Source organism: Thermus thermamylovorans (assembly GCF_004307015.1).
Lineage (GTDB): Bacteria > Deinococcota > Deinococci > Deinococcales > Thermaceae > Thermus > Thermus thermamylovorans.
Window position 1 is genome coordinate 1 of sequence record NZ_SIJL01000049.1, and the last position, 872, is coordinate 872.

At 63.0% G+C, this 872-nt stretch carries 1 protein-coding gene and 1 pseudogene; both read right to left on the reverse strand.

All coding sequences use genetic code 11. The features are described from left to right. Nucleotides 1-228 (reverse strand): annotated as a pseudogene (locus ETP66_RS11845) (IS200/IS605 family accessory protein TnpB-related protein); the annotation flags it as partial. Then, nucleotides 200-844 carry an IS607 family transposase gene (locus ETP66_RS11850; RefSeq protein WP_038043797.1) on the reverse strand — a complete coding sequence of 215 codons (645 nt, stop codon included), beginning with the start codon at nt 842-844 and terminating at the stop codon, nt 200-202. The pseudogene ETP66_RS11845 and the gene ETP66_RS11850, both read right to left, overlap by 29 nt. Nucleotides 845-872 lie beyond the last annotated feature (28 nt).

An 872-nucleotide genomic window follows, 5' to 3' on the forward strand; every position in this document is an offset into this window, starting at 1 on the left:
GTCGGCGTAGCGGGTGTTGAGGCGGAAGAAGGTGCAGAGGAGGCCGTCCTGACGTTTGAGCTCCTCCCGGCCCTTTCCTTCCAAGAGGCGGTTGTAGGCGTAGCGCACGGCCGCCGAGAAGCGGCGCATGAGGTCCAGGAGAAGGTGAAAGTCCTCTGCAAAGGGGAAGACCAGGAGGGCGTAGACTCCCCGGAAGTGCTTAGGTTTTCTCTTCCGCCGCTTGGACACCCCTGGCCTCCCCCTTTTTCCTCCTGGGACGCGAACCTCGTTTCCCGTAAATCCGCGCCGCGAAGCTGGAAACGACGGCCACCAGGTCCTCGGCCAGCTCCTCGTGCACCTCCTGACTCTCCTTCCCGTTCAGGACCACGAGCTCCACCCCGAAGGCTTCCAGGAAGCGCCGGATGTAGCCGAGGCCGAACCGCGCCAGGCGGTCCTCGTACTCCACCACCACCCGGTCCAGCTCCCCGTTCTTGGCCCGGTTCAGAACCTTGACGAGGCCCCGCCTGTTCTCGTTGACCCCGCTGGCGACTTCGGCGATGACCTCGTATTCCCAACCCCGCTCCCTGGCAAAGGCTTCCAGCCGGGCGATCTGGTTTCTGAGAAAAGCTTCCTGCTTTTTGGTGCTTACCCGGGCGTAGAGCAGGGTACGGGGCCTGGGTCTTTCCGAAGGAGCTCCGACCCCTAAGGAGAGTAGCCGTTCGATCTCTTCCTTGCGGTACCGCCTGCGGCCGCCCGGTGTGCGGACGGGGTGGAGGATGCCCTGCTTCTCCCACTTGTACAGGGTGTTGCGGTGCAGACCGTAACGCTCCTGGATCTGCTGTGCTGTAAGGAGAAGTGGGTCCATCTGAAAGGTACCCCCCTTTCGGATATTC

What these genes read in the sequence shown, in the direction of transcription:
- ETP66_RS11850 (WP_038043797.1), bottom strand. Translation starts at nt 844, where the DNA reads ATGGACCCACTTCTCCTTACAGCACAGCAGATCCAGGAGCGTTACGGT.